We start from the raw sequence: 25,264 nt of genomic DNA, 5'->3' as shown, positions 1-25,264 counted from the left end.
CACCACCGGACCGTTACGTTTCCGCAGGAAATGTGCAGGTCAAACCCGGGGCAGGGACTCGGCTTCCAGCCCGCCCTCGATCGCGAGGATCCGGTGCAGCCGGGTCGCCACCAGCAGCCGCTGCATCTGCGGCGGCACCCCGCGCAGGACGAGGCGCCGTCCGGTCCGGCCGGCCCGCCGGTGGGCTCCCATGATCACGCCGAGTCCGGTGGCGTCCCACGAGTCGAGCCCGGTGAGGTCGAGCACGAGGTCGCCGTGTCCGTCGTCGAGGGCGGTGTGGAGGGCCGTACGGGCGTCCGCCGCGCTGCGCACGTCGAGGCGGCCCCCGACAGCGAGTTCGGTGTGGTCGCCCCTGATGTGCATGTGTGCTCCTGGCAGTACCGCGTACGTATGGTCCCGGGTCCGACTGGTCCGTGGTCGGCAACTCTCACTGCAACTGACTGCCTCGCGGGCAGGGAAGTTGCCGACCGTGAGCGAACCGATACCTAATTCACCCCGAAGGGTGATGGCATTCGAACGGTGGTGCTCAGTGCTTGTAGAAGCCCTGTCCGCTCTTGCGGCCGATGTCGCCGGCGTCCACCATCCGGCGCATCAGCTCCGGCGGGGCGAACTTCTCGTCCTGGGACTCGGTGTAGATGTTGCTGGTGGCGTGGAGCAGGATGTCGACGCCGGTGAGGTCGGCGGTGGCCAGCGGGCCCATCGCGTGCCCGAAGCCCAGCTTGCACGCGATGTCGATGTCCTCGGCGGAGGCCACGCCCGATTCGTAGAGCTTCGCGGCCTCGACGACGAGGGCGGAGATCAGACGGGTCGTCACGAAGCCGGCGACGTCGCGGTTGACGACGATGCAGGTCTTGCCGACGGACTCGGCGAACGCCCGGGTGGCGGCGAGGGTTTCGTCGCTCGTCTTGTAGCCGCGGACGAGCTCGCAGAGCTGCATCATCGGGACGGGCGAGAAGAAGTGCGCGCCGACGACCCGCTCCGGACGCTCCGTCACGGCCGCGATCTTGGTGATCGGGATGGCGGAGGTGTTGGAGGCGAGGATGGCGTCCTCGCGCACGATCTTGTCGAGGGCGCGGAAGATCTCGTGCTTGATCTCGATCTTCTCGAAGGCGGCCTCGACGACGATGTCCACGTCGGCGACGGCGTCGAGGTCGGTGGTCGTCGTGATCCGCGCGAGCGCCGCCTCGGCGTCCTCGGCCGTGAGCTTGCCCTTGGAGACGAACTTGTCGTACGAGGCCTTGATCCCGTCCGTGCCCCGGGTCAGCGCCGCGTCGGTGACGTCCCGCAGCACGACGTCCCAACCCGCCTGAGCGGAGACCTGAGCGATTCCGGAACCCATCAGCCCGGCACCGATGACGGCGAGCTTCCCAGCCACTGCACACCCCAAGTTTTTGATCGGATCCCGGCCCGGCAAGGCCCGGTCTCGTAGCCACTCCGGCGGAGACTAGCGCCCGGGCGGCGCGGAGTGACCGCGAAGTAACACGCGTCACGTCTCAAATGACGGACATCACACCGGTACGGCCCAGGACCCGTGCGCCGTCCCCCAGTTCATCCGGGCTCCGGATCCCGGTAGCGCTCCTCGATCCCCCGCAGCCGGTCCAGCTCGCGCCGCGCGGCCGGAACGTGGCCGAGGTCCAGAGCCGTCTCGGCGCGGGCCACCAGGTAGCGGACGTCCTCCCGCGCCGGCGCGTCCACGTCGGCGCGGGCGAGCAGTTGCCGGGAGATGACCGACACGGAGCCGCGGATGCGGGAGAGCCGGTCGAGCTCGTCACGGGAGAGCCGCCCGCGCAGCAGGTCCTTGACGTAGTCCCGCACCAGGGCGTCCGCCTCCGCGGGGCGCGGCTCCCACACGTGGTGCGGGTGTCCCGCCCACTCCTGTGCCCGCTCGTGCAGGAGGGAGTACTGGCGGGCGGCCTCGCCCGGACGGCCGGCGGCCGCGGCCGCGCGGCCCGCGTCGGCGATCCCGTCGATCTCCCGGCGCACGCCCGGGCTGTCCGGGTACCGCGAGACCAGGAAGCCCGCCAAGGCGTCGATGAGCTGGACCGCTTCGGCCCGTCGCCAGATGTCGTGGAAGTCGGCCAAAGCGTGGTTCCCCCGGTTTCCGGGCCCGCGCGGCCCTGGGCGACCGTACGCGGGGGACGGGGGCTGCCGCCCGGAGTTTCCCCGGGCGCCCGCACTACGCTGGCCGCATGGTGAACCTCACGCGCATCTACACCCGTACCGGCGACAAGGGCACGACCGCCCTCGGCGACATGAGCCGTACGGCCAAGACGGACCTGCGGATCTCCGCGTACGCCGACGCCAACGAGGCCAACGCGGCCATCGGGACGGCGATCGCGCTCGGCGGCCTCTCGGCGGAGGTCGTGAAGGTGCTGGTCCGCGTGCAGAACGACCTGTTCGACGTCGGCGCGGACCTGTGCACCCCGGTGGTCGAGAACCCGGAGTACCCGCCGCTGCGCGTGGAGCAGTTCTACGTCGACAAGCTGGAGGCGGACTGCGACCTCTTCCTGGAGCAGGTGGAGAAGCTGCGCAGCTTCATCCTCCCCGGCGGCACCCCCGGCGCGGCCCTGCTGCACCAGGCCTGCACGGTGGTCCGGCGTGCCGAGCGCTCGACCTGGGCGGCGCTGGAGGTGCACGGCGAGGTGATGAACCCGCTGACGGCCACCTACCTGAACCGCCTCTCGGACCTGCTGTTCATCCTGGCCCGGGTGGCCAACAAGGAGGTCGGCGACGTCCTGTGGGTGCCGGGCGGCGACCGCTAGGCCGCATCCGCCGCGGGGGCCTTTTTCGGCCAGATCGTGTAGGCGGCGGCGACCAGGGCGTGGATGCCGACCGCCCGCAGGGCGGCGAACTGCCAGGCCCTGAGCGAGCTGACGTCGCCCGCGTCGCCGACGTACGCGATCGCGGCCTGGAGCAGGCCGAGGGCCACGGCAGCGGCGACGACGGTACGCAGCCACAGCTTCCACTCGTGGACGGCCCGGGCCTTCCCGTATCCGGCGCCGGGCGGCTTCGGCCCCCCGGCCAGCCGGTGCGCGGCGTGCCCGTCGAGCCACTTCACCGTGTAGTGGCCGTAGGCGACGGTGTAGCCGATGTACAGGGCGGCGAGGCCGTGCTTCCAGTCCGGCTCCGCGCCGTTCTTCAGGTCCAGCGTGGTCACCACGAGCAGGACCAGCTCCAGCAGCGGCTCGCACAGGAGCACGGCGGCCCCCAGCCGGGGCATCTTCGCGAGGTAGCGCAGGGCCAGGCCGGCGGCCAGCAGGACCCAGAAGCCGACCTCGCAGGCGATGATCAGCGTGACGATCACGGGAGTCTCCGTTCGGGGCGGTTCGTCGATGCCTTCCCAGCCTTCCTTCCGGCCGGGCCCGATACGTCGTCGCCGTGGACGACGTCGGGCTGCATCCTTCGATGTAGGGGAAACTCGGCCCCTCCGCCGAGGCCCCGGGCCGCGCCGCCCTGTTGGATGGGACCGTGACCGCGAAGAACCCGACCGCGCCGACGCCGGCCCCGCCGACCGCGACCGCGCCCGTGAGCGCGCGGAGCCTCCGCCCGCACCGCGACGACGTCCTCCTCGCGGTGGTCAGCGTGCTGGCTGGCCTCGCGCTGTGGTCGCTCGGCGTCCACAGCAACAACAGCCGCCACCTCCTGCCCGACTGGGCGGCGCTGGTGCCGCTCGTGGTGCTGGGCGCGATGGAGCTGCTGCGCCGCACCGCGCCCCGCGTGACCTTGGCCGTCGGCACCGCCGGGATCATCGCGGACCAGTTCACACTGGGAAATCTGGCCACCGTCCTGATCTTCACCGACCTGATGTACGCCGCCGTCGTCTACGGCAAACCCGCCATGGCCCGGCGGCTCCCGGTCAGCACCGGCCTGATCACCGTCGCCGTCACCATCGCCGCGGTGGCGTGGCTGCGCACCCCGCAGGCCCTCCTCATCGGCGTGATCACCGGCATCGTGAGCTTCGGCCCCGCCCTGACCGGCGCCACCCTGCGCAACCACCGCGAGGCCGCCGTGGCCGCCCGGCTGCGCGCCGAGCAGACGGCGCTGCTGGCCGAGATGGACCGCAGCCAGGCCGTGGCCGCGGAGCGGGCCCGGATGGCCCGGGAACTGCACGACATGGTGGCCAACCACCTCTCCGCCATCGCCATCCACTCCACCGCGGCGCTGTCCATCGACACGCCCGAAACCAGCCGGGACGCGCTCGGGGTGATCCGGGAGAACAGCGTGCAGGGGCTGGCCGAAATGCGCCGGCTGATCGGGCTGCTGCGCGACGCTGGGGCGGAGCAGGAGGCGGTGGCCGTGCCCTCGCTGGACGGACTGGAGGCCCTGCTCGGGCAGGCCCGGACGAACGGGTCGGCGAGCGGGCTGGACTTCGTACTCGTGGACGAGCGGCCCCCCGGCCCGCCCCTGCCGGCCCCGGTGGAGCTGGCGGCGTACAGGATCGTCCAGGAGTCGCTGACCAACGCCCTCAAGCACGCCTCCCCCGGTTCGGTCGCGGTCCGCGTGGCCCGCACCGGCGGGACGCTGACGGTGGCCGTGGACTCCCCGTACGGGGACCGGCCCGGCCCCCGCGCCCCCGGCTCCGGCGCGGGGCTGGTCGGCATGCGGGAACGGGCGGAGCTGCTGGGCGGGGAGTTCACGGCCGGCCGGAGCGGCTCGCTGTGGCGGGTGCGGGCGTCGCTGCCCGCGGAAGTGGAGGCGGTGGAGGCATGACCATCCGGGTGGTGGTGGCGGAGGACCAGAGCGCGGTACGGGCCGGGCTGGTGCTCATCCTGCGCAGCGCGGGCGACATCGAGGTGGTGGGCGAGGCGCCCGACGGGGAGGAGGCGGTGCGCCTCGCCCGGGAGCTGCGGCCGGATCTCGTCCTCATGGACGTGCAGATGCCGAGGCTCGACGGGGTGTCGGCGACCCGCCTGGTGGTGTCGGAGGGCCTGGCGGACGTACTGGTGCTGACCACCTTCGACCTCGACGCGTACGTGTTCGGGGCGCTGCGGGCGGGGGCCGCGGGCTTCCTGCTGAAGAACGCGGAGGCGTCGGAGCTGATCGCGGCGGTACGGACCGTGGCGCGCGGGGAGGGCCTGATCTCCCCCGCGGTGACGCGGCGGCTGATCGCGGAGTTCGCGGCTCCGGCGCGCCCGGAGCGGCCTCCCGCACCGCCGGCCCTGGAGACGCTGACCCGGCGCGAACGCGAGGTGCTGTCGTGCCTGGGCGCGGGGCTGTCGAACGCGGAGATCGCCGTACGCCTGGACATGGCGGAGGCGACGGCGAAGACGCACGTCAGCCGCCTGCTGGGCAAGCTGGAGCTCCGCAGCCGGGTCCAAGCGGCCGTACTGGCCCAGGAATTGGGGATCTAGCGCGTCTCCAGGAGCACCGGTCTGGACCTCTTGACGCTTGGTCCAGACCTTTCTACTCTCACCGCAACACTGTGGTGAGCGTGCCATGACAAAGCGTGCTCACGGGCGGCGCAGGTCCCACCCCCATGTCGACGTCGGCCCCACGGCGGAGACGGACCTACGGAGGAGCACCCTTGAGCACAGCACCCCCACCCCGCACCAGGCGCACCAGGTTCTTCACCAGAGTCGCGGCCGTCGTCGCCGCGCTCGCCGTGCCCGTCACCGGGCTCGTCGCGCTCGCCGGCCCGGCCCAGGCCGCCACCTCCGCGACCGCGACGTACACCAAGGTCTCCGACTGGGGCACCGGCTTCGAGGGCAAGTGGACGATCAAGAACACCGGTACCACCACCCTCACCAGCTGGGCGGTCGAGTGGGACTACCCCTCGGGCACCCGCGTGACCTCCGCCTGGGACGCCACCGTCACCAACTCCGGTGACCACTGGACCGGCAGGAACGTCGGCTGGAACGGCACCCTCGCCCCGGGCAACAGCATCAGCTTCGGCTTCAACGGCTCCGGCAGCGGCGCGCCCAGCGGCTGCAAGATCAACGGCGGCCCCTGCGACGGCACCACCCAGCCCGGCGACAACCCGCCCTCAGCCCCCGGCACCCCCACCGCGAGCAACGTCCAGGAGACCTCCCTCAGCCTCGCCTGGACCGCGGCCACCGACGACAAGGGCATCAAGAACTACGACGTCCACCGCAACGGCAGCAAGATCGCGACGGTCACCGGGACGGGCTACAACGACTCCGGCCTGACCAAGGGCACCACCTACACCTACAGCGTCACCGCCCGGGACACCATCGACCAGACCGGCCCCTCCTCCGGCCAGCTGTCCGTGACCACCCCCGGCGGCACCATCCCGCCGGACCCGGGCGGCAAGGTCAAGCTCGGCTACTTCACCGACTGGGGCACCTACGGGCGCAACTACCACGTGAAGAACCTGGTCACCTCCGGCACGGCAGCCAAGATCACGCACATCAACTTCGCCTTCGGCAACGTCCAGAACGGCCGCTGCACCGTCGGCGACTCCTACGCCGACTACGAGAAGGCCTACACCGCCGACCAGAGCGTCGACGGCGTCGCCGACACCTGGGACCAGCCGCTGCGCGGCAGCTTCAACCAGCTGCGCAAGCTGAAGAAGCAGTACCCGAACCTCAAGGTGCTGTGGTCCTTCGGCGGCTGGACCTGGTCCGGCGGCTTCGGCCAGGCCGCCGCGAACCCGGCCGCCTTCGCCGACTCCTGCTACTCCCTGGTCGAGGACCCGCGCTGGGCGGACGTCTTCGACGGCATCGACCTCGACTGGGAGTACCCGAACGCCTGCGGCCTGAGCTGCGACACCTCCGGCGCGGCCTCCTTCAAGAACCTGATGCAGGCCGTCCGGGCCAAGTTCGGCGCGAACAACCTGGTCACCGCTGCCATCACCGCCGACGCCTCCAATGGCGGCAAGATCGACAAGGCCGACTACGCGGGCGCCGCCCAGTACGTCGACTTCTACAACGTGATGACCTACGACTTCTTCGGCGCCTGGGCCGCCCAGGGCCCGACCGCCCCGCACTCCCCGCTCACCGGCTACACGGGCATCCCGCAGGAGGGCTTCAACTCCGAGGCCGCCATCACCAAGCTCAAGGGCAAGGGCATCGCCGGCTCCAAGCTCAACCTCGGCATCGGCTTCTACGGCCGCGGCTGGACCGGCGTCACCCAGGCCGCCCCGGGCGGTACCGCCACCGGACCCGCCGCCGGCACCTACGAGCAGGGCATCGAGGACTACAAGGTCCTCAAGAACGGCTGCCCGGCCACCGGCACGATCGCCGGCACGGCCTACGCCAAGTGCGGCAGCAACTGGTGGAGCTACGACACCCCCGCCACCATCGCCGGGAAGATGACCTGGGCCAAGCAGCAGGGCCTGCGCGGCGCCTTCTACTGGGAGTTCAGCGGCGACACCGCGAACGGCGAGCTCGCGAACGCGGTCCACACCGGGCTCCAGTAACTCCGACAAGGACGGAAGCCGGGGAAACGGGTCCGCCCCCGTCTCCCCGGCTTCTCCGGTGCCGGCTCCTAAGCGATCGAGTCGCCCGTGTCCCCGTCGCCGGGCGTGAAGTCCGTGGCGATGTCACGGCCCGGCCCGCCGCTGAACTGGTCGCCACCCGGCCCGCCGGTGAACTGATCGTCGCCGGGCCCGCCGATCATGGTGTCGTCGGCGAACCCGCCGCTGATGATGTCGCTGCCGGGCCCGCCGCAGAGCAGGTCGTTGCCCTCGAGGCCGGCCAGGTTGTCACCGCCGGACCGGCCGAGAAGCACATCCGCGTCCGTGGTGCCGATCAGGGTGTCCGCGCCGCTACCGCCCGCCTTCACCGTGACGGTGGCGCTGCCGGTGCCCTGACCGTCGCTGACGGTGATGGTCAGGACCGCCGTGCCCGTACGGCTCCCGACGGTGGCGGCGGTGACGACCCGGTTCGCCCCCGTCCCCGAGAAGGACACGTTGCCGACGGGCAGCAGGGCGGCGTTCGACGAGGCCGCGCTGAGCGTCAGGCCGGACGCGTCGGTGTCCGGGTCGAATAGCGCGAGGTTGAAGGTGGAGGTCCGGCCGTCGGAGCCGCAGTCGCCGCCCGCCGAGACACTCACCTCCGGATCCACCGGGACCGGCGGGGCGATGCCGAGATCGGAGAAGGTGTCGACGGGGAAGCCGTTCCATTCGACTGCCGGATCGAAGGCGTCCGACGGGTTCGTGTCGCCCGCCTCGATCCCGGACTTGCGCCGCAGCGTGTTGTCCATGGTGCTCTGGAGGCCGCTCCCCCACTCGATCCCGGGATCGACGCCGACCTGCCCGATCGCGTCGATGACCGCGGTGCCGTTGTAGAGCACGACGGCGTCGTTGCCGTTGAAGAAGCCCGACGTGCTGGTCTGGTCGGCCACGGCGAGCACGGCCGCAGCCGCGTTGTCGTCCGCCAGGACGAAGACGTCGCCTGCGGGGATGCTCCCGGTGAGGTTGATCGTCGTGCCCGGCACCGGGGATCCGTTGAAGAAGATCTGGACGCTGTAGCCGGACAGGTTGACCGCGCTGCCCGTGTTGTTGAAGATCTCCAGCGCCTTGTTGTTGCCGGAGCCCTCCACGTACTCGCTGAAGAACAGGTCCGTCGACTGCGACTGCGCCGACGGCACCAGCAACGCCATGGGTACGGCAAAGGCGGCGAGCAACACCAGCATCCGCCGCGACCACCCCGTGGCGGCTCCTCTGCCGCCGACCGGGAGATTCCGCTTCGCGCCCGCCATGGCTCCTTCCGTGACACCGTCGGCCAGGGAAGGCCCACGTTCACGGACATCACAGCAGCGGCCCCCGGAACCCCGCCCCAGGCGCACCCGGGGTTCGGCCGGTTGGTCAGGCCACGTTCACCCTCTGCCCGGGCGGCGCAGCCTCCAGCCACGCCAGGAAACCGGTCAGCGCGTCCTCGCTCATCGCCAGCTCCAGGCGCGTCCCTTTGTGGAGACAGCCGAGCACGACGGCGTCGGACAGCAGGGCCAGCTCTTCCTCGCCCTCGGGCGCGCGGCGCGCGATCACCTCGATGGAGGCCCGCTCCAGCACCCGGCGCGGGCGGTGCGAGTAGCTGAACACCCGGAACCACTCGATGCGGTCACCGCCGTAGCGGGCGACCCCGTACACCCAGCCCTTGCCGGATACGTCGGGTTCCTCGGCCACGCCCCAGCGCAGGCTGCAGTCGAAGGTCCCGCCGGAGCGCTGGATGAGCCGGCGGCGCAGCCCGAAGACAAACAGCCCGATCACCACCAGGGCTACGACCAGGCCGCTCACAAGCAGAGCGAGGAGCATCTTCACCGACCTCCTCGCTCATCGAATACAGACGAAAAACAGAGCTGCATCGCCTCAGCCGCGACCCGCTCCGGAAAATTCCGGAACGGACCGCGGCTGAGGTTTCACACAGTGGTACGGGGGTCAGTGCCCCGCACTTACGGCGCGCAGCCGGACTTCGGCGCGCCGCTCGGATGCCGCATCGGCGTCCGACTTGGCGCGCTCCAGTGCCCGCTCCGCGCGCTGGACGTCAATCTCGTCCGCGAGCTCGGCGATCTCGGCCAGCAGGGACAGCTTGTTGTCCGCGAACGAGATGAATCCGCCGTGCACCGCGGCGACGACGGTGCCGCCCTCGCTGGTACGGATGGTCACCGGGCCCGATTCCAGCACACCGAGAAGCGGCTGGTGACCGGGCATGACGCCGATGTCGCCGGACGTGGTGCGGGCGACAACAAGGGTGGCCTCGCCGGACCAGACATTGCGGTCCGCCGCGACCAGCTCGACGTGCAGCTCAGCAGCCAAGGTGGCTCCTCGGGTCACCACCCGGCGGGTCAGCCGGGTGTTGGGTCAAATTCTAATGGGCGTGGGGAGAGGGACGGGACACACCCGTCCCTCTCCGTTGAAACCTGCGAACCGGATGCGCCCCTCGCGGAGCGCGCCGGATCAGGAGACGCCCAGCTCCTTGGCGTTGGCCTTCAGGTCCTCGATGCCACCGCACAGGAAGAACGCCTGCTCGGGGAAGTGGTCGTAGTCACCGTCGCAGATCGCGTTGAACGCGGTGATCGACTCGTCGAGCGGAACGTCCGAACCGTCCACGCCGGTGAACTGCTTCGCCACGTGGGTGTTCTGCGACAGGAAGCGCTCGACGCGACGGGCACGGTGGACAACGAGCTTGTCCTCCTCGCCCAGCTCGTCGATACCGAGGATCGCGATGATGTCCTGGAGGTCCTTGTACTTCTGCAGGATCCCCTTGACGCGCATCGCCGTGGCGTAGTGGTCCGCCGCGATGTACCGCGGGTCGAGGATGCGGGACGTCGAGTCCAGCGGGTCCACGGCCGGGTAGATGCCCTTCTCGGAGATCGGACGGGAAAGAACCGTCGTCGCGTCGAGGTGGGCGAAGGTGGTCGCCGGCGCCGGGTCGGTCAGGTCGTCCGCGGGGACGTAGATCGCCTGCATCGAGGTGATCGAGTGACCACGGGTCGAGGTGATGCGCTCCTGGAGGAGACCCATCTCGTCGGCCAGGTTCGGCTGGTAACCCACCGCGGAGGGCATACGGCCGAGCAGGGTCGACACCTCGGAACCCGCCTGGGTGTACCGGAAGATGTTGTCGATGAAGAACAGCACATCCTGCTTCTGCACATCGCGGAAGTACTCCGCCATGGTCAGACCGGCAAGCGCGACGCGAAGACGCGTGCCCGGCGGCTCGTCCATCTGGCCGAAGACAAGGGCGGTCTTGTCGATGACGCCCGAGTCGGCCATTTCCTCGATGAGGTCGTTGCCCTCACGGGTACGCTCACCGACGCCCGCGAACACCGACACACCGTCGTGGTTGTTGGCGACGCGGTAGATCATTTCCTGGATCAGAACGGTCTTGCCGACACCGGCACCACCGAACAGACCGATCTTTCCACCCTTGACGTACGGGGTGAGAAGGTCGATGACCTTGACGCCGGTCTCGAACATCTCGGTCTTCGACTCGAGCTCGTCGAAGTTCGGGGCCTTGCGGTGGATGGGCCAGCGCTCGGTGATCTCGGCGTTCGCCTCGGGGTAGTTCAGCACCTCACCCAGCGTGTTGAACACCTTGCCCTTGGTGAAGTCGCCGACGGGGACGGTGATGCCCTCGCCCGTGTCGGTCACCGCGGCCTGGCGGACCAGACCGTCGGTCGGCTGCATCGAGATGGTACGGACGAGGCCGTCACCCAGGTGCTGCGCGACCTCGAGGGTCAGGGTCTTGAGCTTGCCGTCCTCGGCCGGGTCGGTGACCTGGACCTTGAGGGCGTTGTAGATCTCGGGCATGGCGTCGACGGGGAACTCCACGTCGACGACCGGGCCGATGACCCGGGCGACGCGGCCCGTGGCGGCGGCCGTCTCAACAGTGGTCGTCATTACTTGTCACTCCCCGCGGTCGCGTCAGCCATGGCGCTCGCGCCACCGACGATCTCGCTGATTTCCTGGGTGATTTCGGCCTGGCGGGCCGCGTTGGCAAGCCGGGAGAGGCTCTTGATGAGGTCTCCGGCGTTGTCGGTCGCCGACTTCATCGCGCGGCGGCGGGCGGCGTGCTCGGAAGCGGCCGACTGCAGCAGTGCGTTGTAGATGCGGCTCTCGACGTAGCGCGGCAGAAGGGCGTCGAGGACGTCCTCCGCCGACGGCTCGAAGTCGAACAGCGGAAGGATCTCGCCCTTCGTACCGCTCTCCTCCGCAGCCTGGTCGAGGCTGAGCGGCAGCATCCGGCTGTCGACCGCGTTCTGCGTCATCATCGACACGAATTCCGTGTAGACGACGTGCAGCTCGTCGACGCCGCCCTCGGCCGTCTCCGTCTGGATGGCCTCGATCAGCGGCCCCGCGACGCGCTTGGCGTCGGCGTAGGCCGGGCTGTCGGTGAAGCCGGTCCACGAATCCGTGACCTTGCGCTCACGGAAGCCGAAGTAGGCCAGACCCTTACGGCCGACGATGTACGTGTCGACCTCCTTGCCCTCGCCGCGCAGCCGCTCGGTGAGCCGCTCCGCCTGCTTGATGGCGTTGGAGGAGTAGCCGCCGGCCAGACCGCGGTCGCTCGTGATGAGCAGAATCGCGGCACGGGTCGGCGTCTCGACCTCGGTCGTCAGGGCGTGCTTGGTGTTCGAACCGGTCGCCACCGCGGTCACCGCACGGGTGAGCTCGGTCGCGTACGGCATCGATGCCGCCACCTTGCGCTGCGCCTTGACGATGCGCGAGGCGGCGATCATCTCCATCGCCTTGGTGATCTTCTTGGTCGCCGTGATGGCACGGATGCGACGCTTGTAGACCCGGAGCTGCGCTCCCATGAGTCAGGTCCCTTCCGTCGTCACTTGGAGACGTTGACGGCCGGTGCGTCCTCGCCCAGGAGCTTGCCGTCCGAGGTCTCGAACTGGCGCTTGAAGCCGGCGATGGCGTCAGCGATCGACGTCAGCGTGTCGTCCGACATCTTGCCGCCCTCGGCGATGGAGGTGAGGAGGTCCTTGCGCTCGCGGCGCAGGTGCTCCAGCAGCTCCGACTCGAAGCGACGGATGTCGTTGACCGGGACGTCGTCCATCTTGCCGGTGGTGCCGGCCCAGACGGAGACGACCTGCTCCTCGACGGGCATCGGCTGGTACTGGCCCTGCTTGAGCAGCTCGACCAGACGCTTGCCGCGCTCCAGCGAAGACTTCGACGCGGCGTCCAGGTCGGAACCGAAGGCGGCGAACGCCTCCAGCTCACGGTACTGGGCGAGGTCCAGGCGCAGACGGCCGGAAACCTGCTTCATGGCCTTGTGCTGGGCGGAGCCACCGACGCGGGAGACCGAGATACCGACGTTCAGCGCCGGGCGCTGGCCCGCGTTGAACAGGTCGGACTCCAGGAAGCACTGGCCGTCGGTGATGGAGATGACGTTGGTCGGGATGAACGCCGACACGTCGTTCGCCTTGGTCTCGACGATCGGCAGACCGGTCATCGAACCGGCACCCATGTCGTCGGAGAGCTTCGCGCAGCGCTCCAGCAGACGGGAGTGCAGGTAGAAGACGTCACCCGGGTAGGCCTCACGGCCCGGCGGGCGGCGCAGCAGCAGCGACACGGCGCGGTAGGCGTCGGCCTGCTTCGACAGGTCGTCGAAGATGATCAGGACGTGCTTGCCGGCGTACATCCAGTGCTGGCCGATGGCAGAACCGGTGTACGGCGCCAGGTACTTGAAGCCGGCCGGGTCGGACGCCGGGGCGGCGACGATCGTCGTGTACTCGAGCGCGCCGGCGTCTTCCAGGGCGCCGCGAACGGACGCGATGGTCGAGCCCTTCTGGCCGATGGCGACGTAGATGCAGCGGACCTGCTTGTTCACGTCGCCCGAGCGCCAGTTGTCGCGCTGGTTGATGATCGTGTCGACGGCCAGAGCGGTCTTGCCGGTCTGACGGTCACCGATGATCAGCTGACGCTGGCCGCGGCCGACCGGCACCATCGCGTCGATGGCCTTGTAGCCGGTCTGCATGGGCTCGTGCACCGACTTACGGACCATGACGCCCGGGGCCTGCAGCTCGAGGGCGCGACGGCCTTCGGTCGCGATCTCGCCGAGACCGTCGATCGGGTTGCCGAGCGGGTCGACGACGCGGCCGAGGTAGCCCTCGCCGACGCCGACGGAGAGCACCTCACCGGTGCGCTGCACCGGCTGGCCCTCCTCGATACCGCTGAACTCGCCGAGGACGACCGCACCGATCTCGCGCTCCTCGAGGTTGAGGGCGAGACCGAGGGTGCCGTCCTCGAACTTCAGCAGCTCGTTCGCCATGGCGGAGGGCAGGCCCTCCACCTTCGCGATGCCGTCGCCGGCAACGCTGACCGTTCCGACCTCCTCGCGCGAGGCCGCGTCCGGCTGGTACGACTGGACAAAGTTCTCCAGTGCGTCCCGGATCTCCTCCGGCCGGATCGTGAGCTCCGCCATCTGGGTTCCCTGCTCTCCTTGTTGGGCCTGAAGCTTCTTAGGGGTCTGGGGGCGACCCCCAGGAATCTTCTGCAAGTTCTGCACGGCCCAACCGGGCCGCTAGGAATGCGTTGTTCTAGTTGGTGGCTGGTCAGCCGGCCATGCGACGGGACGCCTCGGTGAGGCGCTCCGCGATGGTGCCGTCGATGACCTCGTCACCGACGCGCACCTGGATTCCGCCGAGGACCGCGGGGTCCACGTCGAGGTTCAGGTGCATCTGGCGGCCGTACAGCTTCGCCAGCACCGCGCCGAGACGCTGCTTCTGCACGTCGCTGAGCGGAACCGCGCTGGTCACGGTGGCGACCATGCGGTTGCGGCGCTCGGCGGCGAGCGTGGAAAGGGCTTCGAGGCCCGCTTCCAGGCTACGTCCACGCGGGTGCGTGACGAGACGCGTCACCAGGCGCTCGGTGACGGCGTTCGCCTTGCCGCCGAGCAGGCTGCGCAGCAGCTCGCTCTTGGCGGAGGCGGTGGCCGCCCGGTCGGTCAGCGCGGCGCGCAGCTCGGTGTTCGAGGAGACGATCCGGCCGAACCGGAACACCTCGTCCTCGACGTTGTCGAGCGCGTCGCCCTGCTGGGCCGCCGTGAGGTCGGCGGTGGCCGCCAGCTCCTCCAGCGAGTCCACCAGGTCACGGGACTGCGACCAGCGGGACCGCGCCATGCCGGACACCAGGTCGAGGGTCTCCCCGCCCACCTGGCCGGACAGCAGTCGGCCCACGAGCTCGGCCTTGGCCTCACCGGACTGCGCCGGGTCCGTGATGACCCGACGCAGCGAGACCTCACGGTCGAGCAGCGCGGTGACGGCTGCCAGCTCGCCGGCGAGCTTCGCCGCGTCGACGGACGTGTTGTCCGTCAGCGCGTCGAGACGCTCGCGCGCGGAGGCCAGCGCCTCGCGGCTCGCTCCGTTCATCGGGCCGCCTCGGCCTTCTCCTCAAGCTCGCTGAGGAAGCGGTCGATCGTACGGCTCTGCCGGGCGTGGTCCTCAAGGGACTCGCCGACGAGCTTTCCGGCCAGGTCGGTGGCGAGCTTGCCAACGTCCTGACGCAGCGCCTGAGCGGCGGCCTTGCGGTCTGCCGCGATCTGGGCGTGACCGGCAGCGATGATCTCCTCACGCTGCCGCTGGCCCTCTGCGCGCAGTTCTTCCTTGAGCGCAGTGCCCTGCTCCAGCGCTTCCTGGCGCAGGCGCGCGGCCTCGTGCCGGGCTTCGGCGAGCTGGGCCTTGTACTGCTCCAGGACGCTCTGGGCCTCGGTCTGAGCGGCTTCCGCCTTCTCGATACCGCCCTCGATCGCCGCGTGGCGCTCGTCCAGAACCTTGTTGATGTTCGGGAGGAGCTTCTTCGCGAGGAAACCGAAGACGATGACGAAGGCGATCAGACCGATGACGAGCTCGGGGATCGGCGGGATGAGGGGGTTCTCCACCTCAGCCGCGAGAACCAGGAGGTTCACATCAGTGCCTTTCGTCTAGTGGGCTGTTCGTCGAGACCGAGGATCAGGAGGTCGGGTAGACGAACGGCATGACCAGACCGATCAGGGCGAGCGCCTCACAGAAGGCGAAGCCGAGGATCTGGTTGGCGCGGATCAGGCCGGCAGCCTCGGGCTGACGGGCGAGAGCCTGGGTGCCGTTACCGAAGATGATGCCGACGCCGACGCCGGGGCCGATGGCCGCGAGACCGTAACCAACGGAGCTGAGGGAGCCGGTGACGGCGGCAAGGGTCTGGGACATGCCAGTTCTTCCTTCTCTTTCACGGACCGGTGGGGGTTGGCCACCGGACGAATCGGGGGTTTGAGCGGGGGCGGGCCTGGCTCAGTGGTGCTCGGCGAGCGCGCCCTGCAGGAAGCTGCACGCCAGGAGGACGAAGACGTACGCCTGGACAGCCTGGATGAAGAGCTCGAAGGCGGTCATCACGATGACCATCACGAACGAGACACCCGCGTAGGCGATGCCGATGCCGTTCAGCAGGTACCAGCTGGCGATCGTGAAGAGCAGCAGCAGGGTGTGACCGGCGAACATGTTCGCGAACAGTCGGACCGCGTGGGTGAACGGGCGGACCAGGACGTTCGAGAAGAACTCGATCAGCATGACGAGCGGGAGCACCGGGCCGAGCGACTTGTCGTAGCCGGTCAGGTTCTTGAATCCGCCGACGAAGCCGTGCCGCTTGAAGGTCACGCTCATCCAGATCACGTACACGATCGCGGCGAGGCCGGCGGGGTACGCGATGATCGACGTCACCGGGAACTGTGCCACCGGGATGATCGACCAGAGGTTCAGGATCCAGACGAAGAAGAACAGCGAGACCATGAAGGGGACGTACTTCTCGCCCTCCTTCTTGCCCAGCGTCTCGTACACGATGCCGCGGCGCACGAAGTCGTAGCCGGCCTCGGCAACCATCTGGAGCTTGCCCGGGACGACCTTCGGACTGCGGAAGGCCAGCCAGAAGAAGCCGACGATGACGACCGTGCCGAGCAGGGCCAGCAGCATCGTCTTGTTGAAGTAGGTGTTGCTGTCCGCATTGCCGAAGATCGGCTCGAACAGGAACGAGTGCAGGCCGGGAGCCGGGAAGCCACAACCGTCGAAGATGTGGCAATCGGTCTCGAAGGCGAGCACCGTCGTCGGGTCAGCACTCACCGCGGGCTCCTTCAGCGTGGCGCATAGGTACGGCAACCTCGTTGTGTCGGCGCGGCGCGAAGCCGCGGTTCGGCACTGGACTGGTGTTACGGATGGTGGGGCGGCAGTCAGGCATCGAGCCTCGCGATGGAACAGGCGTCAGCTCGTGTGCCCGGCGCCCGCAGTGCCGCATATGGCACCGGACGATAGCAGGATCCCGAACGCGCACTTATCCCGCCCCTACCCTTCACGACTTCGACCCCGGATTTTCGGGCTTTTCACCCTTGTCCGAGTCCGGTTCGACGTAAAGGATCTTGGCCTTCATGTGAGCACGGGTCTGCGCGGCGATCCACACGAGGGTGGTGGCCACGAGCGTGATCGCGAATGCCCTGGGGTTGAACAGCGTCGTGTTCTTGAACACGGCGAGGAAGACGAAAAGCAACAGGATCTGGGCCGCATAGAGCATGAGCCCCATGGCCTGGAACAGGTGCGGAAGCGACTTCGCGGTGCGCTGCAGAACGATGAATCCGATGCCCATGAACAGAATCACGACCAGCGTCGCGACGAGTGCACCGACCGCCCCCTTGCCACCGGCCACGAGACCGCTGATCACGGCGGCGATAGCGCCGGCGACAGCGGTGGGTACGGCGGTTTGCAGGAGGGGTCGGACGTCATCTGACCGCATGGCGGTTTGCTCCGCTTGTGGTGGTGGGGGCACGGGACTCGTACGGGACGAGCGTAAGCCCGGTCCGAGTAAGGTCCTCGGGCCAATGGACCGTCGCACTACGGTCCTTCGGCTCTGTCGCCGGGTTTAGTGAACGGTATCACAAACTATTTGATGAGAGCTTTACCTGCTGGGTGTGCTGACTGTCACACATGAGAGGGACCCTGCGCGTGTGTGCGCGACAGGCGTGCGACTTGTCTGCTAAAGGGGCTCCATGTCGGACATGCGCCCCCGGTCGTCAGCGGGTCGATTCGGCCTTACGCCGGTCGGGGAAGCGCGAACGGGGGCCCACGGCGGTCGCCCCGTTGACGCCGGAGACCCCTGCCGCGATCGGCCTGGCGCGCTCCGGCTCGGTGCCCGAGGCGTCTCGCGCGGCCGCCTCCGCCGCGGCCTCGGCGGCCCGCGCCGAGTGCCGGTAGCGCGGCGGGACCAGCCCCTCGGCCCAGCGCGGGGCGCGCGGGGTGAAGCGCGGCAGGAGCAGCAGGACCAGCCCCACGGCGCTGAGCGCGGCGATGGCGAGCACGATCCACATCGAGGTGGAATGCACCGAATAGGCCACCGCGCCGAAGGCGATCAGCCCTGACCAGAAGTACATGATGAGCACCGCGCGGCTGTGCGAATGCCCGAGTTCCAGCAGCCGGTGGTGCAGGTGCCCGCGGTCGGCCGCGAAGGGCGACTGGCCCTTCCACGTACGCCGGACGATGGCCAGGACCAGGTCCGCCACCGGGATGGCGATGATCGTCAGCGGCAGCACGAGGGGCATGAAGACCGGGAGCATCGCGTGCGTCGCGTTGCGCTCGCCGCCGGCGAACAGCGCCATCGCGTCCGGGTCCACCTGACCGGTCATTGAGATCGCGGCGGCGGCGAGGACCAGGCCGATGAGCATCGAGCCCGAGTCGCCCATGAAGATGCGCGCGGGATGCATGTTGTGCGGCAGGAAGCCGAGGCACATGCCCATCAGGATCGCGGCGAAGAGGGTCGCGGGGGCGGCCGCCTCGATGCCGTAGCCGAACCAGATGCGGTACCCGTAGAGGAAGAACGCGGCCGCGGCGATGCAGACCATGCCGGCGGCCAGGCCGTCGAGGCCGTCCACGAAGTTCACCGCGTTGATGGTGATCACGACGAGGGCCACGGTGAGCAGGTTGCCCTGCCACTGGGTGAGCGCGACCGTGCCGATGAAGGGCACCGGGAGCCACAGCATCGTCAGACCCTGCATGACCATCACACCGGCGGCGATCATCTGCGCGCCGAGCTTGATCAGGGCGTCGATCTCGAACTTGTCGTCGAGTACGCCGATCAGCCAGATCAGGGCCGCTCCGGAGAGCAGCGCGCGCGGTTCGTTCGACAGCTCGAAGACGCCGTTGAGGTTGCGCAGGTGGTCGGCGACCAGCAGCCCCGCGCACAGTCCGCCGAACATCGCGATGCCGCCGAGCCGCGGCGTCGGCTCGCGGTGCACGTCACGGGCGCGGATCTCCGGCATGGCCCCGGCCGCGATCGCGAACTTCCGCACGGGCCCGGTCAGCAGGTAGGTCACCGCGACCGTGACGCAAAGCGTCAGCAGATATTCACGCACGGGCTGCCCCAGATGTATCGCCGGCCATCTCAGCCCCACACATTAGCTGCGATGTCCCCTCCACCGAGGACGCGAGGGGGCGGTATCCCGGTTGCGGTACGACCTTCTTGTGCCCATTACTCCCCGTAAGGGGGAAATTCTTGCGTGAGACCGGCGACCTCCGTACGGGTCTTCGCGGCGTCCCCGCGCAGGGCCCGGGCGAACAGCGCCGCGATCTCGGGCATCTGCTCCTCCCCCATCCCCTGGGTCGTGACGGCAGCCGTGCCCAGGCGGATCCCGCGCTGGTCCCCGTACGGCAGGGCGCAGGTGTCGAGCACGATCCCGGCGGCGGCCAGCAGTCCCCGGGCGGTCGGGCCGTCCAGGCCCAGCGGCGCCGGATCGGCGGTGATCAGGTGCGTGTCCGTGCCGCCGGTGGTGATCGCGAACCCGCGCTCCTCCAGGGCCTCCGCGAGCGTCCGCGCGTTGGCGACGACCCGGTGGGCGTACGTGGCGAAGGCGGGGGTCGCCGCCTCCCCGAACGCGACCGCCTTCGCGGCGATGGTGTGCATCTGGGCCCCGCCCTGCGTGAAGGGGAACACCGCCCGGTCGACGCGCTCGGCGAACTCGGAGCCGCACAGGATCATCCCGCCCCGCGGGCCGCGCAACACCTTGTGCGTGGTCGCGCAGACGATGTCGGCGTACGGGACGGGGCTCGGCGCCGCCCCGCCGGCCACCAGCCCGATCGGATGGGCCGCGTCGGCGATCAGGTAGGCCCCGACCTCGTCGGCGATCTCCCGGAAGGCGGAGTACTCGGGGTGCCGGGGATAGGAGATCGAGCCGCACACGATCGCCTTGGGCCGGTGCGTGCGGGCCAGCTCCTGCACCTGCCGGTAGTCGATCAGCCCGGTCGCGGCGTCGACCCCGTACCCGACGAAGTCGAACCAGCGGCCGGAGAAGTTGGCGGGCGAGCCGTGCGTGAGGTGGCCCCCGTGCGCGAGCCCCATCGCCAGCACCGTGTCCCCGGGCCGCAGCAGCGCGGCGTAGGCAGCCAGCACGGCGGAGGATCCCGAATGCGGCTGCACGTTGGCGTGCTCGGCCCCGAACAGCGCGGTGGCCCGCTCGACGGCGACCCGCTCGGCCACATCGACGTACTCGCAGCCGCCGTGGTAGCGGGCGCCGGGGTACCCCTCGGCGTACTTGTTGGCGAGCGGCGATCCGAGGGCGGCGAGCACCGCGCCGGAGGTGAAGTTCTCGGCGGCGATCAGCTGCAACGTACTGCCCTGGCGCTGTCGCTCCCCGGCGAGTACGTCTGCCATCTGCGGATCCTGCTGCCGCAACAGGTCCGTGGGCTGGGTGATGACGCTCATGGCGCGACTCCAGGGGGTACCGGGTACCAGCCACTGTAGGCCGAAGCCACGCATCGCGCCTCGCGCCGGGCGGGCTGGATTGCCCGCAGGGCAATTTCAGCCTCGCCGGCGTTCGAGGCGCGGGGTCCGGGGCAGAGCCCCGGCAGCGGCGCCGCAGGTCAGCGCGAAGCGGGAACGCCCGTAAGCGCCGTGACCACCGGTTCCAGCGCCTGGTTGATCTCGTCGCCGATCGACCGGAAGAAGGTGATCGGCGCCCCGTACGGGTCGTACACCTCATCGGCGTCCGGCGAAGGAGCCAGCAGCCACCCCCGCAGCGCCGCGGCCGCCCGCACCAGCGCCCGCGCCCGCTCCGCCATGCCGTCGTCCAGCGGCGGCAGCGTGGCCGGATCTATGGCCCGCACCAGCCGGGTGAACTCCTTCAGCGTGAAGGTCCGCAGCCCGGCCGAGTGCCCCATCGAGATGACCTGCGCCCGGTGGTCGCGGGTGGCGGTCAGCACCAGGTCCGCGCGTATGACGTGCTCGTCCAGCAGCTCCCGCCCGGTGAACCCGGACGCGTCCGCCCCGAAGTCCGCCAGCACGGCGGCCGCGTTGGCCTCCATGGGGGCGCCCTCGTGACCCCACGTACCGGCGCTCTCCACGATGAGGTCGCCGGTGACGAGCCCGCCCAGCCGGTGCGACAGGGCGTGCCGCGTCAGCCGCTCGGTGATCGGTGAGCGGCACACGTTGCCGGTGCTGACGTGGAGTATGCGGAACGAGCTACTCGCTATGCCACGCCCCTCAGGGCTCACGGGGCGACCTCGAGGTCGGGTACGACCTCCCGCAGCTGCTCCGCGGTGAGCGCGCCCGCCCGCAGCAGGACGGGAACCTTCCCGGTGACGTCGACGATCGACGACGGCTGGATGCCGGGCGTCGGCCCGCCGTCCAGGTACACGGAGACGGAGTCCCCGAGCATCTCGCGGGCCGCGTCGCAGTCCTCCGGCGCCGGCTGGCCGGAAATGTTCGCCGAGGAGACGGCCATCGGGCCGACCTCGGTCAGCAGCTCGATCGCGACGGGGTGCAGCGGCATGCGCACGGCGACGGTGCCCTGGGTGTCCCCCAGGTCCCACGCCAGCGAGGGCTGGTGCTTGGCGACGATCGTCAGCGCGCCCGGCCAGAAGGCGTCGACGAGCTCCCACGCCTGCTCGGAGAAGTCCGTGACCAGGCCGTGCAGGGTGTTCGGGGAGCCGATGAGCACCGGGGTGGGCATGCCTCGGCCCCGGCCCTTCGCGGCGAGGAGGTCGTGGACGGCCTCGGGGCTGAAGGCGTCCGCGCCGATCCCGTACAGGGTGTCGGTGGGCAGCACGACGAGCTCGCCGCGGCGCACGGCGGATGCGGCTTCACGCAGGCCCGTCTTGCGGTCCGTCGCGTCGTTGCAGTCGTATCGCCGGGCCATCAGCGGGACTCCTCGTGCAGCAGGGGGGTGGCGGGATAGGTCGCGGGCGTCACGGCAGGGCCTTGCGGGCGGTCGCGAAGCGCGGGCGGTTGTTCAGGTCGGGGTGGTCGGCCGCGTCGGCCCAGCCCAGCTCCTCGGCGAAGATCCACGGGACCTGGCCGCCCTGGGTGTCGGCGTGCTCGACGACGACGATGCCGCCGGGCCGCAGCAGCCGGTGGGCGGTGCGCTCGATGCCGCGGATGGTGTCGAGGCCGTCCTCGCCGGAGAACAACGCCATCTCCGGGTCGTGGTCGCGGGCCTCGGGGGCAACGTACTCCCACTCGGTGAGCGGGATGTACGGCGGGTTGGAGATGACGAGGTCGACCTGCCCGTCCAGCTCCGGCAGCGCGCTGAGCGCGTCGCCCTGGTGAACGGTGACCCGGGAGCCCTCGGCGTTCTTGCGGGTCCACCGCAGCGCGTCCTCGGACAGCTCGACGGCGTGGACGCGCGAGCGGGGCACCTCCTGTGCCATGGCCAGCGCGATGGCGCCGGATCCGGTGCACAGGTCGACGATCATCGGCTCGACGACGTCCATCGCGCGGACGGCGTGTATGGCCCAGTCCACGACCGACTCGGTCTCGGGCCGGGGCACGAAGACCCCGGGCCCGACCTGGAGCTCCAGGTACCGGAAGAAGGCACGGCCGGTGATGTGCTGGAGCGGCTCGCGCGCCTCGCGGCGGGCGACGGCCTCCCAGTAGCGGGCGTCGAAGTCCGCGTCCTTGACGTGGTGCAGTTCCCCCCGTTTGACGCCGTGCACGAAGGCCGCGAGCTCCTCCGCGTCGAAACGCGGTGAGGGCACGCCGGCGGCGGCCAGCCGCTGGGTGGCCTGGGCCACCTCGGCAAGCAGCAAGTTCACGCTGGTCCTCCGGGCTGCTGTCGTACGGGGGGTGGAACGGGATCGATCTGTTACTGCGCGGCCGCGAGCTTCGCGGCGGAGTCGGCGTCGACGCAGGCCTGGATGACCGAGTCGAGGTCGCCGTCGAGCACCTGGTCCAAGTTGTACGCCTTGAAGCCGGTGCGGTGGTCCGAGATCCGGTTTTCCGGGAAGTTGTACGTACGGATCTTCTCGGAACGGTCCACGGAGCGCACCTGGCTGCGGCGCTGGTCGGAGGCCTCCTGCTCGGCGGCTTCCTGGGCGGCGGCCAGCAGGCGCGAGCGCAGGATGCGCATGGCCTGCTCCTTGTTCTGGAGCTGGCTCTTCTCGTTCTGGCAGGAGGCGACCACACCGGTCGGGATGTGCGTGATGCGCACGGCCGAGTCGGTGGTGTTGACGGACTGGCCGCCGGGGCCCGAGGAGCGGTACACGTCGATGCGGAGGTCGTTCATGTTGATCTCGACCTCGACCTCCTCGGCCTCCGGGGTGACGAGCACGCCGGCGGCGGAGGTGTGGATGCGGCCCTGGGACTCGGTGGCCGGAACCCGCTGGACGCGGTGCACGCCGCCCTCGTACTTCAGGCGGGCCCACACGCCCTGGCCGGGCTCGGTGGCGCCGTTGCCGCCCTTGGTGCGGACGGAGACCTGGACGTCCTTGTAGCCGCCGAGCTCGGACTCGGTGGCGTCGATGATCTCGGTCTTCCAGCCCACGCGCTCGGCGTAGCGCAGGTACATGCGCAGCAGGTCGCCGGCGAACAGGGCCGACTCGTCGCCGCCCGCGCCCGCCTTGACCTCGAGGAGCACGTCCTTGTCGTCGCTGGGGTCGCGCGGGACGAGCAGCAGGCGGAGCTTCTCGGTGAGCTCTTCGCGCTGGGCGCTCAGTTCCTTGACCTCGGCGGCGAAGTCGGGGTCGTCGGCCGCGAACTCCTTGGCCGTCTCGATGTCCTCGGCGGACTGCTTCCAGGCGCGGAAGGTCGCCACGATCGGGGTCAGCTCCGCGTAGCGCTTGTTCAGCTTGCGCGCGTTGGCCTGATCGGAGTGGACCGAAGGGTCGGCGAGCTTCTTCTCAAGGTCGGCGTGCTCGCCGACCAGTTCCTCGACCGCCTCGAACATCGGGGACTCCTGGGGTAAAAGTACGAAAGGGCTGGCAGGTGTGACGGGCCGGACGACGACAAAGGCGCCGGTCCAGCCGCCCCCGCTTGGACAGGGAGCGACCGGAGACCGGCGCCTGGGTCGCGCTACTTCTTGGCCGCACCCTTGCCGAAGCGAGCCTCGAAGCGGGCCACACGGCCACCGGTGTCGAGGATCTTCTGCTTGCCCGTGTAGAACGGGTGGCACTCGGAGCAGACCTCGGCACGGATGGTGCCCTCGGTCAGGGTGCTACGAGTGGTGAACGACGCGCCACAGGTGCAGCTGACCTGGGTCTCGACGTACTCGGGGTGAACATCGCGCTTCAAGGTGTCTCCTAGATTCGGGAGGGCACCGGGTCGCAGGAGCCGAATTGCGCACTACGTGAACCGGGGCCGACAGACCAGTCTGCCAGGACCGGGCTGCCTGTCAAAATTCTGAGGACGCCTCCCTCAACGGCAGGGGGTGTGCATCTATTCCGGGAGCGCCCCCGGGCTCCCCTACTGGACGATCGAGCCGGTCGCGCCCTTGTCGCCGGCGGAGTTCGCGGTGGCTTCCGAGGGGACCGGCCGGTCGGCGAGGAGGGCGTCCCAGACCATCTGGGACTCCTTCTTCAGCGGGGCGACGCGGTTGGGGTCGACCGGGTCCGTGGTGACCGGCAGGGTGATCATGTGCATGCCCTGCGCGTCGATGCCCTGGAGGCTCTGGGCGAAGCCCGCGAGGGACTTCACGTCACCGAGGCCGGTGTCGGTGGTGAGCGCCTTGGTGCCGGTGTCGGCGAGGTCGAGCAGCTTCTTCGGGTTGTCGAACAGGCCGATGGTCTTGACCTGCTTGATCAGCGCCTTGATGAAGGCCTGCTGGAGCTGTATTCGGCCGAGGTCGCTGCCGTCGCCGACGCTCTTGCGCGTACGGACGAGGCCGAGGGCCTGCTCCCCGTTGAGCTTGTTGGGGCCGGCCGCCAGGTCCAGGTGGCTGGCGCTGTCCTTGATGGGCTTGGTGGTGGTCACCTCGACCCCGCCGAGGGTGTCGATGATCTTCTTGAAGCCCGTGAAGTCGACCTCGATGTAGTGGTCCATGCGGATCCCCGACATCTTCTCGACGGTCTTGACCGCGCAGGCGGCCCCGCCGATGGTGTAGGCCTCGTTGAACTGCCGGCGCTGGCCGCCGGGGTCCGTCTTGCCCTTGCCGGTGGCGCACTCGGGGCGGACGGTCATGGTGTCGCGGGGTATCGACACGATGCCGGCCTGCTTGTGGCCCTCGTACAGGTGGACGATCATCGCCGTGTCGGCGCGTGCGGAGCCGCCGTCGTCCTGGCCGTACTCGGAGTTGGCGCCGCCGCGGGAGTCGGAGCCGAGGACGAGTATGTCCATCGAGCCGTTGTCGACGTTCTGCGGGCGGTCGGTGCCGAGCGCCTGGTCGATGTCGACGGTCTTCAGGTTGCCGTTCAGCTTGAAGTAGAACCAGCCGAGACCCGCCCCGCCCAGCAGGACCACGGCCGCCGCGCTCCAGGCGGCTATGACGAGGCCCCTGCGGCGCGTCGCGGGTTTGCGTCGTCGCCGGCCCGCGGCACGCCGGCCGCCGCCGTTGCTGTCCTGGCTCATGCTCTCCTCAGTCCTGAATGCGGTCCCCTGTCCCTTGACACAGACGGACGAATGCACTCCAGGGTTCCACGGCCG

General features: G+C 69.7%; 27 protein-coding genes. 4 read left to right on the top strand and 23 right to left on the bottom strand.

The annotated features are described in order from the left end of the window. Positions 1–39: 39 nt before the first annotated feature. The 3 genes from AB0O21_RS03970 to AB0O21_RS03960 all read right to left on the bottom strand — a co-directional run bounded on the left by AB0O21_RS03970 (position 40) and on the right by AB0O21_RS03960 (position 2,082). Positions 40–363 (bottom strand): STAS domain-containing protein, encoded by a 324-nt coding sequence (locus AB0O21_RS03970; RefSeq protein ID WP_365165864.1) that lies wholly within the window; start codon positions 361–363, stop codon positions 40–42. 163 nt (positions 364–526) lie between these two features. Further along, entirely contained in the window at positions 527–1,375 is an 849-nt protein-coding gene (locus tag AB0O21_RS03965; RefSeq protein WP_030660329.1) for a 3-hydroxyacyl-CoA dehydrogenase family protein, read from the bottom strand. A 173-nt stretch (positions 1,376–1,548) separates the two neighbouring features. Then, positions 1,549–2,082, bottom strand: a complete 534-nt coding sequence (locus tag AB0O21_RS03960; RefSeq protein ID WP_365165861.1) for a hypothetical protein — start codon at positions 2,080–2,082, stop codon at positions 1,549–1,551. A 107-nt stretch (positions 2,083–2,189) separates the two neighbouring features. On the opposite strand from AB0O21_RS03960, the gene AB0O21_RS03955 reads away from it, so the two are divergent. Beyond that, complete coding sequence (locus tag AB0O21_RS03955; RefSeq protein WP_365165858.1) at positions 2,190–2,762, top strand: cob(I)yrinic acid a,c-diamide adenosyltransferase; 573 nt, start codon at positions 2,190–2,192, stop codon at positions 2,760–2,762. Here the strand turns inward: AB0O21_RS03955 and AB0O21_RS03950 are convergent. Then, positions 2,759–3,304, bottom strand: coding sequence for a hypothetical protein (locus tag AB0O21_RS03950; RefSeq protein WP_365165857.1), 546 nt, complete (start codon positions 3,302–3,304; stop codon positions 2,759–2,761). The genes AB0O21_RS03955 and AB0O21_RS03950 overlap by 4 nt on opposite strands. 221 nt (positions 3,305–3,525) lie before the next feature. Here AB0O21_RS03950 and AB0O21_RS03945 point away from each other — a divergent pair, with 221 nt between their 5' ends. The 3 genes from AB0O21_RS03945 (at position 3,526) to AB0O21_RS03935 (ending at position 7,378) form a co-directional block, all read left to right on the top strand. After that, positions 3,526–4,710: a histidine kinase gene (locus AB0O21_RS03945; RefSeq protein ID WP_365166375.1), complete on the top strand. Its 1,185-nt coding sequence runs from the start codon at positions 3,526–3,528 to the stop codon at positions 4,708–4,710. After that, a complete protein-coding gene (locus AB0O21_RS03940) occupies positions 4,707–5,351 on the top strand; it encodes a response regulator transcription factor (protein WP_365165855.1) in 645 nt (214 codons plus the stop codon). The genes AB0O21_RS03945 and AB0O21_RS03940 overlap by 4 nt, the downstream gene beginning before the upstream one ends. A 125-nt stretch (positions 5,352–5,476) precedes the next feature. Then, on the top strand, positions 5,477–7,378 hold the full coding sequence (locus AB0O21_RS03935) for a glycoside hydrolase family 18 chitinase (RefSeq protein WP_365165853.1): 1,902 nt from the start codon (positions 5,477–5,479) through the stop codon (positions 7,376–7,378). A 68-nt stretch (positions 7,379–7,446) separates the two neighbouring features. Here AB0O21_RS03935 and AB0O21_RS03930 read toward each other — a convergent pair whose 3' ends face one another. From AB0O21_RS03930 to AB0O21_RS03840, 19 genes are all read right to left on the bottom strand, one after another. Then, positions 7,447–8,661, bottom strand: a complete 1,215-nt coding sequence (locus AB0O21_RS03930; RefSeq protein ID WP_365165851.1) for a lamin tail domain-containing protein — start codon at positions 8,659–8,661, stop codon at positions 7,447–7,449. Between the two features lie 106 nt (positions 8,662–8,767). Then, positions 8,768–9,214 (bottom strand): DUF2550 domain-containing protein, encoded by a 447-nt coding sequence (locus AB0O21_RS03925; protein ID WP_365165849.1) that lies wholly within the window; start codon positions 9,212–9,214, stop codon positions 8,768–8,770. Positions 9,215–9,337: 123 nt separating this feature from the next. Next, complete coding sequence (locus AB0O21_RS03920) at positions 9,338–9,715, bottom strand: F0F1 ATP synthase subunit epsilon (RefSeq protein ID WP_365165847.1); 378 nt, start codon at positions 9,713–9,715, stop codon at positions 9,338–9,340. Positions 9,716–9,856: 141 nt separating this feature from the next. After that, positions 9,857–11,299 (bottom strand): F0F1 ATP synthase subunit beta, encoded by a 1,443-nt coding sequence (gene atpD, locus AB0O21_RS03915; protein ID WP_365165844.1) that lies wholly within the window; start codon positions 11,297–11,299, stop codon positions 9,857–9,859. Next, the gene (locus tag AB0O21_RS03910; RefSeq protein WP_365165842.1) at positions 11,299–12,216 is read right to left on the bottom strand and encodes a F0F1 ATP synthase subunit gamma; all 918 of its coding nucleotides are present in this window, start codon (positions 12,214–12,216) and stop codon (positions 11,299–11,301) included. Before AB0O21_RS03910 ends, atpD begins: the two co-directional genes overlap by 1 nt. 20 nt (positions 12,217–12,236) lie before the next feature. Next, positions 12,237–13,832 (bottom strand): F0F1 ATP synthase subunit alpha, encoded by a 1,596-nt coding sequence (atpA, locus tag AB0O21_RS03905; protein ID WP_351151261.1) that lies wholly within the window; start codon positions 13,830–13,832, stop codon positions 12,237–12,239. Between the two features lie 130 nt (positions 13,833–13,962). Beyond that, entirely contained in the window at positions 13,963–14,778 is an 816-nt protein-coding gene (locus AB0O21_RS03900) for a F0F1 ATP synthase subunit delta (protein WP_365165840.1), read from the bottom strand. Then, positions 14,775–15,314, bottom strand: a complete 540-nt coding sequence (locus AB0O21_RS03895) for a F0F1 ATP synthase subunit B (RefSeq protein WP_365165837.1) — start codon at positions 15,312–15,314, stop codon at positions 14,775–14,777. The genes AB0O21_RS03900 and AB0O21_RS03895 overlap by 4 nt, the downstream gene beginning before the upstream one ends. A gap of 43 nt (positions 15,315–15,357) precedes the next feature. Next, positions 15,358–15,591: an ATP synthase F0 subunit C gene (gene atpE, locus AB0O21_RS03890; protein ID WP_079429787.1), complete on the bottom strand. Its 234-nt coding sequence runs from the start codon at positions 15,589–15,591 to the stop codon at positions 15,358–15,360. An 81-nt stretch (positions 15,592–15,672) separates the two neighbouring features. Then, positions 15,673–16,494 (bottom strand): F0F1 ATP synthase subunit A, encoded by an 822-nt coding sequence (gene atpB, locus AB0O21_RS03885; RefSeq protein WP_365165835.1) that lies wholly within the window; start codon positions 16,492–16,494, stop codon positions 15,673–15,675. A gap of 226 nt (positions 16,495–16,720) precedes the next feature. Then, on the bottom strand, positions 16,721–17,158 hold the full coding sequence (locus tag AB0O21_RS03880) for a hypothetical protein (RefSeq protein ID WP_365165833.1): 438 nt from the start codon (positions 17,156–17,158) through the stop codon (positions 16,721–16,723). A 277-nt stretch (positions 17,159–17,435) separates the two neighbouring features. Next, positions 17,436–18,770, bottom strand: coding sequence for an MraY family glycosyltransferase (locus AB0O21_RS03875; protein ID WP_365165831.1), 1,335 nt, complete (start codon positions 18,768–18,770; stop codon positions 17,436–17,438). 116 nt (positions 18,771–18,886) lie between these two features. Continuing rightward, positions 18,887–20,116 carry a serine hydroxymethyltransferase gene (glyA, locus tag AB0O21_RS03870; RefSeq protein WP_365165829.1) on the bottom strand — a complete coding sequence of 410 codons (1,230 nt, stop codon included), beginning with the start codon at positions 20,114–20,116 and terminating at the stop codon, positions 18,887–18,889. Between the two features lie 158 nt (positions 20,117–20,274). Continuing rightward, positions 20,275–20,904 (bottom strand): protein-tyrosine-phosphatase, encoded by a 630-nt coding sequence (locus AB0O21_RS03865; protein WP_365165827.1) that lies wholly within the window; start codon positions 20,902–20,904, stop codon positions 20,275–20,277. Beyond that, entirely contained in the window at positions 20,901–21,548 is a 648-nt protein-coding gene (locus tag AB0O21_RS03860) for an L-threonylcarbamoyladenylate synthase (protein WP_365165825.1), read from the bottom strand. The genes AB0O21_RS03865 and AB0O21_RS03860 overlap by 4 nt, the downstream gene beginning before the upstream one ends. A 49-nt stretch (positions 21,549–21,597) precedes the next feature. Next, entirely contained in the window at positions 21,598–22,443 is an 846-nt protein-coding gene (prmC, locus tag AB0O21_RS03855; protein WP_365165823.1) for a peptide chain release factor N(5)-glutamine methyltransferase, read from the bottom strand. Positions 22,444–22,493: 50 nt separating this feature from the next. Beyond that, positions 22,494–23,573, bottom strand: coding sequence for a peptide chain release factor 1 (prfA, locus tag AB0O21_RS03850; RefSeq protein ID WP_365165820.1), 1,080 nt, complete (start codon positions 23,571–23,573; stop codon positions 22,494–22,496). Positions 23,574–23,698: 125 nt separating this feature from the next. Next, positions 23,699–23,917 (bottom strand): 50S ribosomal protein L31, encoded by a 219-nt coding sequence (gene rpmE / locus AB0O21_RS03845; RefSeq protein ID WP_007266580.1) that lies wholly within the window; start codon positions 23,915–23,917, stop codon positions 23,699–23,701. 171 nt (positions 23,918–24,088) lie between these two features. Then, complete coding sequence (locus AB0O21_RS03840; protein ID WP_365165817.1) at positions 24,089–25,189, bottom strand: LCP family protein; 1,101 nt, start codon at positions 25,187–25,189, stop codon at positions 24,089–24,091. Positions 25,190–25,264 lie beyond the last annotated feature (75 nt).

Origin of the sequence: Streptomyces sp. NPDC091371, from assembly GCF_040684275.1 — a bacterium.
Taxonomy (GTDB): domain Bacteria; phylum Actinomycetota; class Actinomycetes; order Streptomycetales; family Streptomycetaceae; genus Streptomyces.
Note: the sequence above shows the minus strand (reverse complement) of the source record. Positions and strands in the feature narration are given on the sequence as shown.